Source organism: Variovorax sp. 10N432 (assembly GCF_056394465.1).
In genome coordinates this window covers 1-8,806 of sequence record NZ_JBFTHX010000084.1, presented here as the reverse complement: position 1 = coordinate 8,806, position 8,806 = coordinate 1, and the positions used below count along the sequence as shown (strand labels likewise).

Here is an 8,806-nt window from a genome sequence, read left to right as displayed (position 1 = left end):
CACGCTGGTGGCCAGGCACCGCTCGAAGGACGTGGTGCTCTATCGCCAGGGCGACATCAACTTCATCGTCAACCGCGAACCCAACAGCCCGGCGGCCTACTTCGCGGCCGAGCACGGGCCTTCGGCCTGCGGGATGGCGTTTCGCGTCAAGGACTCGCACAAGGCCTATGCACGCGCGCTCGAACTCGGCGCACAGCCGATAGAGATCGCGACCGGCCCGATGGAACTTCGCCTGCCCGCCATCAAGGGCATCGGCGGTGCGCCGTTGTATCTGATCGACCGCTTCGAAGACGGCAAGTCGATCTACGACATCGACTTCGAATTCGTCGAAGGTGTAGCGCGGCATCCTGCAGGCCATGGCCTGAAGGTGATCGACCACCTGACCCACAACGTCTACCGCGGCCGCATGGCGTTCTGGGCCAACTTCTACGAGAAGCTCTTCAACTTTCGCGAGATCCGCTATTTCGACATCCAGGGCGAATACACGGGCCTGACCTCGAAGGCGCTCACCGCGCCCGACGGCAAGATCCGCATCCCGCTGAACGAAGAGTCGGCCAAGGGCTCGGGCCAGATCGAGGAATACCTGATGAAGTTCAATGGCGAGGGCATCCAGCACATCGCGCTTCTCAGCGACAACCTGATCGACACCATCGACCAGCTCGGTCTTGCCGGCGTCCCGCTGATGACCGCGCCCAACGACGTCTACTACGAGATGCTCGAGACGCGGCTGCCGGGACACGGCGAGCCGGTCGGCGAACTGCAGGCGCGCGGCATCCTGCTGGACGGCACCACCGAAGGCGGAACGCCGCGCCTGCTGCTGCAGATCTTCTCGGAGACGGCCTTCGGCGGTCCGGTGTTCTTCGAATTCATCCAGCGCAAGGGCGACTACAGCGAGGGCTTCGGCGAAGGCAACTTCAAGGCGCTGTTCCAGTCGATCGAACGCGACCAGCTGCGCCGCGGCGTGCTGCAGACGGGCTGACGACAGCAGCGCCGCCCGCGCCTTACTTGCCGAACAGCTTGGCCACCCGCTGCCACGAGCGCAGCATGAAGCCTGCGCGCTCCACGTCGGCCTGCGCGATCAGCGGTGTTTCGCCGACCGGCTTGCCGTTCGACTGCGCAACCACCTTGCCGATCACCGCGCCCTTGGCCACCGGGGCCTCCAGGTCCGGCTTGACCTGCACGGAGGTGCTCACCTGCTGGCCTCGCGGCACCGTGACCGTCCATGGCGCCCCCAGGCCCGCGGCCACCGTGTCGGCCTTGCCGAAGCTGACCTTGGGCGTCGCCACGACCGCGTTGGGCTGAATGGGCGTGGCCTTCTCGAAGTTGCTGTAGCCCCACCCGAGCAGCGTGCGCGTTTCGTCGGCGCGCGCCTGTGCGCTGTTGGTGTTGAGGATCACCGTGATCAGCCGCATCCCGTTGCGCTTGGACGAAGTGACCAGGCAGTAGCCGGCTTCCTGGGTGTGGCCGGTCTTCAGTCCGTCCACCGTCGGGTCGGTGTAGAGCAGGGCATTGCGGTTGCCCTGCTTGATGCCGTTGTACTTGAACTCGCGCTCGGCGTAGATCGGGTAGTAGTCGGAGCTGTCGCGGATGATCGCGCGCGCCAGGATCGCGAGGTCGCGCGCCGACGCCTTGTGGGCCGGGTCGGGCAGGCCCGTCGCGTTGACGAAATTGGTGTTCGTCATGCCGAGGCGCTTGGCTTCGGCATTCATGAGCTTGGCGAAGCCCTCTTCGGAGCCTGCCATGTGCTCGGCGATCGCCTTGGAGGCGTCGTTGCCCGACTGCACGATGATGCCGCGCAGGATGTCGATCACGGTGGCCTGGCTGTTGAGCGGCAGGTACATGCACGATTCGGTGCTCGAGCCACGGCACCAGGCGGTCTGGCTGACCGAGACGAGGTCGTCCTTCTTGAGCTTGCCCGAGCGAAGCGCCTGTTCGACCAGGAAGCTGGTCATCATCTTGGTCAGCGACGCCGGCGGCAGCGGTTCGTCGGGGTTGGCCGAGGCCAGCACCTCGCCGGAGTCGAAGTCCATCAGCAGCCAGGCCTTGGCGGGGATCGACGGCGTCCCGCCGGCCACAGCGCTGTCTCCGGCGACCGGCGCCTGGGCAGGCGTCTCGGCCTTGGATTTCTTGGGAGTTGCTTGCTTGACGGCGTGGGAGGCCGCGAAGGACTCGGAATGGGGGACCAGGACGCCCGCGGCAATGGCGATGACGACCGGAAGAATGGAGAAAGTGTTGAGTTGCATGGGCTTCAGGGACAGAACCGACATTGTCGCGGATCACGCGCCGATTTTGAGCGCGCATGGAAGATCGAAAACCGCCCTGCAAGTTCAATCCCCTGGGTGAGCCTCCTGGATCGGCCCGCATGTAACTGTGTGTGACGCGACTGCGAAGGCGGCTGACCTAGTTGCGGAACAGGTCCATGATCCGGCTGCGCTCGTCCGACGGCGGCTCAGGCTTCGCTGGCGAGGCCACCTCGACGGGCACGGGTGCGGACACTCCCCATGGGTTGGCGAGCCCACTGCCCGGTGCAAAGTCTTCGTAGTACCACTCGCCTCCGACATGGACCACGCCGTCGGGCGGCTGCAGTTCGGTCACGGGCACACCTCGGATCGCGGTCTCCATGAAGCTGATCCAGATCGGCAGGCTCAGGCTGCTGCCCGTCTCCTTGTCTCCCAGGCTGCGCGGCGTGTCGTACCCCATCCAAGCGATGGCGGTCATCGTCGGCTGGAAGCCCGCGAACCAGGTGTCGATCGAGTCGTTGGTGGTTCCCGTCTTGCCATAGAGATCGTCGCGCTTGAACGCCTGATAGGCCTTCGCGCCGGTACCGCCCTTGACGACGCTCTGCAGCAGCGTGTCCATGATGAAGGCATTGCGAAGCGGAATGGCGCGCATCGATTCATTGAGCTGCGGCGGCGGCGGCGCGACCAGTACCTTGTCCTTGTGATCCGTGATCCGGGTGATCAGGTAAGGATTGACGCGATAGCCGCCATTGGCAAACACCGAATAGGCGGTTGCCATCTGCATCGGCGTGACGGCACCGGCGCCCAGCGCCATGGGCAGGTAGGCAGGGTGCTTCTCGCGGTCGAAGCCGAAATTGGTGATCCAGTCCTGCGCGTAGCGGATGCCGATCGATTGCGTGACGCGCAGCGTGACCATGTTGACGGACTTCATGAGTGCGGTTCGAAGCGGCATCGGTCCGGAGAAGGTCCCTCCATAGTTCTTCGGCGCCCATGGCTGGCCGCCTGTGGTGGCCGCGTCGAAGTAGAGCGGGCCATCGTTGACCACGGTGGCCGGCGTGAAGCCTTTTTCAAGCGCTGCCGAGTAGATGAATGGCTTGAAACTCGAGCCCGGCTGACGCCACGCCTGCGTGACATGATTGAATTTGTTCTTGTTGAAATCGAAGCCGCCCACCATGGCCTTGATGGCGCCGTCGCGCGGATCCATCGCAACGAACGCTCCTTCGACCTCCGGCAGCTGGGTCAATCCCCACGCATCCTTCGGCGTCTTCGCGAGGCGAACCACCGATCCTCGACGGATCATGATGCTGCGTGGCGCCTTGTCCGCCAATCCCGACTGCACGGGACGCAGCCCGTCGCCGACGATGTGGAAGGTCTCGCCGTTGGCACGCACGGCCGTCACCTCCTTGGCACTGGCCTTGAGCACCACCGCGGCAATCAGGTCGCCGTAGTCGGGGTGCTCTGCCAGCGCGTCGTCGATCGCGCCTGCGCGCTTGGCCGGATCGTCGGGCAGTTCCACGAATGCTTCCGGTCCACGGTAGACCTGGGTTCGCTCGTAGCCCACGATTCCGTCGCGCAGCGCCTTGTAGGCAGCCGACTGGTCGACCGCAGAGATCGAGGTGTAGACCTTCAGTCCGCGGGTGTAGGTGGCATCGCCATACTGCGCGTAGATCAACTGGCGCACGGTTTCGGCTACATATTCGGCGCGCAGGAGCGCGGGGCCAGGGGGATCGCGCAGCCGAAGCTTCTCTTGCCGGGCCGCAGTCGCTTCCTCGGGCGTGATGAAACCGTTTTCCTGCATTCGGTCGATCACGTAGAGCTGGCGTTCTCGTGCCCGCACGGAATTGTTGACCGGGTTGTTGGCGCCAGGCGCCTTGGGCAGCCCCGCCAGCATGGCCGCCTGCGCGATCGAGATGTCCTGGAGCGGCTTGCCGAAATAGGCCTCCGAGGCCGCAGCGAAGCCGTAGGCCCGCTTGCCGAGAAACACCTGATTCAGATAGATCTCGAGGATCTGATCCTTGGTGAGCAGTTGCTCCAGCTTGAATGTGAGCAGAACCTCGTAGACCTTGCGGGTCACGGTTTTTTCGGAAGTCAGGTACGCGTTGCGTGCCACCTGCATCGTGATGGTCGAGCCACCTTGGCTCTTCGCCCGGTTCAGGTTTGCGTAACCCGCGCGCAGCATGCTCTTGAAGTCGACCCCATTGTGGTCGTAGAAGCGCGCGTCTTCCGCGGCCAGCACGGCGTCTTTCATCAACTTGGGTATTGTCGAGATCGGCGTGAATTCGCGGCGCTCTTCACCGTATTCGCCGATCAGAATGCCCTCCGAGGAAAACACCCGCAACGGCAGCCTTGGTCGATAGTCCTGAAGCTCGGCAACATTCGGCAGGTTCGGATAGGCGACCACGAGTGCGGTCAAGACGACGAATGACAAGCCCAGTGTCGCGGCCATGGCCAGCCCTGTGAACCAGAGCACGACGCGCAGGAGCCAAGATCGCCAGGATCTGGAAATCGGCGTGTCGGCGTGTCGCGACAAATGCGATCGGTCGGCCATGGCAGCAAGCAAGATGCTCGACGGCCAAGTGTCGCCGAATTGCCGCTGAAACGCCTGCGGTTTTCGTGAGGACCGCTCCAAACCGGGTCGGGTCGAGAGTGGTCTGTTGGCAGTACCAGGGGCAGGAATGTACAACTGAAACCGGGTGTGTCGCCGTCAGAGTGAGGGAATAACTTGCAGTTTCAATTGCGGTGACGATTGCATTGCGTGAGTTGCGCTTCGGCAACGATGAGCAGTTCGGCATCTGCGGGTTCGACATCGGACCGCTCCCGCTCCTCAAGGTAGGACCGGTTCTGCACAATCGAGATTGCTTTATCGATCCCTGATGAACTCTCGCTGACCTTCGTCTCGCAAGCCGGTCTGGCGGCAGGCATCGCCGAGCGTTACGGACTGACCAAGACCTTGAGTGCGGCGAAGAACATCCGCGGCGTCGGCAAGCAACACATGGTGCGCAATGCGTACACGCCGAAGATGGAGATCGACCACCAGACCTACGCGGTGCGCGCCGACGGGCAGCTGCTGGTGTGCGATCCGGCGGTGTCGCTGCCGATGACGCAGCGGTACTTCCTGTTCTAGTTCGATGTGCGGGTTGACGATTCGCTGCAGCAGTCGCGAAAGAGGGACCGAGGGCGGGAGTGCCCTCACCAGGCGCAATTGGCCGTAAAGAGCGGATGCCAGGACACCGCGGTTTCGAAGATGGCGCACGTGCCTGCGGTCCAGGCGCTGCTGCACGCGCTCGAGCACCTGCTCCTTCCCAACGACGAATACGCCGATACGCGCTCGTCGTGCACTGGCGTCGACGGCTCTGACATTTCCAGCGCGTCCTCCACCTCTTGCCGAGGTAGCGTCCGAAGTCTCGTTGTCAGCATCTGCAGCTTCGGCGGTGGAGGCGCAATGCCTCACCTTCCGAGGGCGCCGGTTGTGGCCGAGGGTTTCGTGAGAAAAACCATTGACACGGGGGCTCGTCGAGAATAATCTATCAGTTATATAACCATCCTGTTATGCAAGAACAAGCACTTACCGCAGCGTTCGCAGCACTGGCGGACCCCACCCGAAGGGCAATCCTTTCGCGCCTTGCTCTGGGCGAAGCCAATGTGACGGAACTCGTCAGGCCTTTCAAGTTGAGCCAGCCCGCGGTGTCGAGGCATCTCAAGGTTCTGGAGGAGGCGGGGCTGATCACGCGTGGCCGAGTTGCGCAGTCGCGTCCATGCCGACTCGCGCCAGAGCCGCTCAAGCAGATGGCCGATTGGCTGGAGGGCTACAGAGAGCTTTGGGACAAGAGCTTTGAGCGTCTCGACGAATATTTGGACGAACTTCAGCAACAGGAGAAGCTGAATGCACCTCACACAGCGAAGCGCCGCTGACACGAGTTCCGAAAGTGAACTGTCGATGACGCGCACATTCAAAGCGCCGCGTAGCCTCGTGTTCAAGGCCTGGACCGAGCCCGCGCACTTGGCGCGGTGGTCCGGGCCGCAGGGATTCACGACGCCGCACCACGAGATGGACCTCCGCGTTGGCGGCACCTACCGTGCTTGTCTGCGTGCGCCGGACGGCGTGGACCACTGGGTCAAGGGCGTCTATCGCGAAATCAGAGCACCCGAGCGTCTGGTCATGACACATTGCTGGACCGACGCAGCAGGTAACCCCACGGGGCCGGAGACCCTCATCACTGTGACGCTGACAGACCGCGATGGCGCGACGCTGATGAATTTCCATCAAGCGCTCTTCGAGAGCTCCGCATCACGCGACGGGCATTCGCAGGGTTGGTCGCAAAGCTTCGACCGGCTCGTCGACTACCTTGCCGAGGGGGTGGCGCCATGAGGCTTTACTACAGCGAGACCATGAACCCGAGAAAGGCGTGCGCTGCTGCGCGATACCTTGACTCCCCAGTTGAGTTCGTTCGAGTGGACCTCCAGGCAGGTGAGCACAAGAAGGCGGATTTCTTGAGACTCAATCCGAATGGGCGCGTCCCCGTGTTGCAGGTCGGAAAAGCGACGCTCTGGGAGGCCAACGCGATAATGTGCCGTCTGTCGGACGAGGCGGGCGCGGACTTCTGGCCGCATGATGAACGGCAGATCGACGTGATTCGATGGTTCAGTTGGGACGCTCAACACTTTACGCGCCACGCCGGAACTCTCTACTTCGAGAACCTTATCAAACCGGCCATTGGGCTGGGGGCTCCGGACGCGGCTGCGGTCGAACTCGCCACCTGCCATTTCCGAGCCGCGGCCGCGGTGCTTGATGCCCATCTGGTCCAGAACAGCTACTTGGTAGGGGCCGCGCTGACCGTGGCAGACTTTGCAACCGCCGTGGCGTTGCCATACGCCGAGCGTATTCATCTTCCACTTGATGAGTTTCCGGCTATTCAGCGGTGGCGCGCACGGCTGAACGAGCTGCCAGCCTGGCGCGAGCCCTTTCCTCACTGACCTCCGACCTGGCTGGAAGTCGAGAGTCTTCCCGGGGCGCTCGTTCAACCTGCGTGCCACTGCATCGAGCTTGGCCTGTGAGTAGGTCTAGACGTCGATGCCCTTGCCTGGCACTAACGCCGCTTCTTGGACGGCTTGACAATGCGATTGCCAGCAAGCCCCAGCGCAGCGCGAGCCAGAGCATCGGCTTCTCTGTTGCGATGGCGCGGTATCCACTTCAGGGTTGCCTGGTCGAACGACTTGAGCAGTGCGCGCGCTTCATCAAACAAGGAAGCAAGCCGAGGAATCGGCTTCGCAGTGCTGCTGCCGACCTGTTCGACAACGACACTGTTGTCGCAGTGTATGAGCAGCGTGCCCGCCCCACGCAATTTCAGTTCCTGAAGCGTCGCCAGCAGGGCTCTCAGCTCCGCCTCGTTGTTGCAGCCGTTCTCATGCGCCGCTTGCGAAAGCGTGTGTCGCGTACCGTCAGGTTCGGTAAACACCGCTCCAAGGCCGATCCGACCGGGGTTGGGCACGGCGCTGCCGTCGCAGTAGGCAAACCAGGGGTTCATGGGGAATTTCCGGTGTTGGCCGACTGTAGCCGGTCGGCGCCTTCGCCGCGTCCCTACGGTGCTGCCGTCGAAAGTTGATACCTCGCAAACGAGGTGGCTCCTATCTGGACGACGCTGTGCAGGCGGAACCCGAAGCCTTCATAGAGATTTCGTAACCCTTGCCGGTCCGCGACGCAGTCCAGGCGAAGGTGAGCTCGCCCAAGCTCTTGGGCTCGAGTCCGGGCATAGGACAGCAGTTCGGTCGAGACTCCCGTCTTCGCCCACGCTCGGCGAACGGCGAGCTTGTGAACGAAGGCCGAGGTGCCAGGCAGGACCTCGGGCCAAAAATAGGGGTCCTCCGATTCGAACTTCATGACTCCAGCCACGTGCTCGCCTTGCCGGGCAATGTGGAAGAGCCCGTTGCTCACGTCTCGAAGGACGCGTTCGTGAGCAATTTCAGCGGCAGACCAAAGAGCTCGACCGTCGCCGGCGAGCCATTCAGCTGCCTCTTGCAGGACAGACGCGACTATCAGCGCATCGGAGGAGCGCGCTTCCTGGATGTTCATGGATGAGAGTTCATTGAGCGACCGCAGCGAAGGTCCTAGCCAACCTCATCTTGACCCGGTTTGGCACTGCCAGCCCGATGGCGCTCCGCACGTCGGCGCAACCAGCGCAGCAGCAAGATGCCCAGGAGCACGTTGAAGCACATGCTGGCAGCCAGGAGAATGCCCGCCAGCAGGCCGCGGAGATTCGTGAGCGCATGCGAGGTCCTTTCAAGGGTCTGCGCCTTTTGAGGGGCTCGTCGAGGCTAGCAGACGGTCGGGTGTTCTAGAACGAGAATAAAGTTTGCCCCGGCACCTCCGCCAAGTACCTGCCACCGTTAGGTTTTTTTGCCCTCGCCTGCTAGGGAAACGCTTATATGGGCGCCTCCCGGATCGCAAGAACTCGTGTGTGTGACGCTTTAGGAGGCAGGGCTGCAGTCTTATATCCGGCCTGATGTGCAAGCTGATATGCCTGCCGGCCCTGATGGTTTTCGCTGACGAGGTTCCCATCTGATCAACG

Annotated in this window: 8 protein-coding genes and 1 pseudogene; 5 read left to right on the top strand and 4 right to left on the bottom strand. The window is 62.8% G+C overall.

Annotated features, from left to right (window positions below):
- On the top strand, nt 1–979 hold a 979-nt coding region (gene hppD / locus AC1DF3_RS36225; protein WP_478142700.1), incomplete at its 5' end, for a 4-hydroxyphenylpyruvate dioxygenase.
- A 22-nt stretch (nt 980–1,001) separates the two neighbouring features.
- Here hppD and AC1DF3_RS36220 read toward each other — a convergent pair.
- Nucleotides 1,002–2,243: a D-alanyl-D-alanine carboxypeptidase family protein gene (locus AC1DF3_RS36220; RefSeq protein WP_478142699.1), complete on the bottom strand. Its 1,242-nt coding sequence runs from the start codon at nt 2,241–2,243 to the stop codon at nt 1,002–1,004.
- Nucleotides 2,244–2,400: 157 nt separating this feature from the next.
- A complete protein-coding gene (locus AC1DF3_RS36215; RefSeq protein ID WP_478142698.1) occupies nt 2,401–4,788 on the bottom strand; it encodes a penicillin-binding protein 1A in 2,388 nt (795 codons plus the stop codon).
- 333 nt (nt 4,789–5,121) lie between these two features.
- Here AC1DF3_RS36215 and ureC point away from each other — a divergent pair.
- From ureC to AC1DF3_RS36195, 4 genes and pseudogenes are all read left to right on the top strand, one after another.
- Nucleotides 5,122–5,364 (top strand): annotated as a pseudogene (gene ureC / locus AC1DF3_RS36210) (urease subunit alpha); the annotation flags it as partial.
- A gap of 425 nt (nt 5,365–5,789) precedes the next feature.
- The gene (locus AC1DF3_RS36205; protein ID WP_478142697.1) at nt 5,790–6,152 is read left to right on the top strand and encodes an ArsR/SmtB family transcription factor; all 363 of its coding nucleotides are present in this window, start codon (nt 5,790–5,792) and stop codon (nt 6,150–6,152) included.
- Nucleotides 6,124–6,609 carry an SRPBCC family protein gene (locus AC1DF3_RS36200; protein WP_478142696.1) on the top strand — a complete coding sequence of 162 codons (486 nt, stop codon included), beginning with the start codon at nt 6,124–6,126 and terminating at the stop codon, nt 6,607–6,609. Before AC1DF3_RS36205 ends, AC1DF3_RS36200 begins: the two co-directional genes overlap by 29 nt.
- Nucleotides 6,606–7,214: a glutathione S-transferase family protein gene (locus AC1DF3_RS36195; RefSeq protein WP_286530652.1), complete on the top strand. Its 609-nt coding sequence runs from the start codon at nt 6,606–6,608 to the stop codon at nt 7,212–7,214. The genes AC1DF3_RS36200 and AC1DF3_RS36195 overlap by 4 nt, the downstream gene beginning before the upstream one ends.
- A 113-nt stretch (nt 7,215–7,327) precedes the next feature.
- Here the strand turns inward: AC1DF3_RS36195 and AC1DF3_RS36190 are convergent, their stop codons facing one another.
- Together AC1DF3_RS36190 and AC1DF3_RS36185 are read right to left on the bottom strand one after the other, a co-directional pair.
- Nucleotides 7,328–7,765, bottom strand: a complete 438-nt coding sequence (locus AC1DF3_RS36190) for a ribonuclease HI family protein (RefSeq protein ID WP_286530653.1) — start codon at nt 7,763–7,765, stop codon at nt 7,328–7,330.
- A gap of 53 nt (nt 7,766–7,818) precedes the next feature.
- Nucleotides 7,819–8,310 (bottom strand): GNAT family N-acetyltransferase, encoded by a 492-nt coding sequence (locus AC1DF3_RS36185; RefSeq protein WP_478142695.1) that lies wholly within the window; start codon nt 8,308–8,310, stop codon nt 7,819–7,821.
- Between the last annotated feature and the right edge of the window lie 496 nt (nt 8,311–8,806).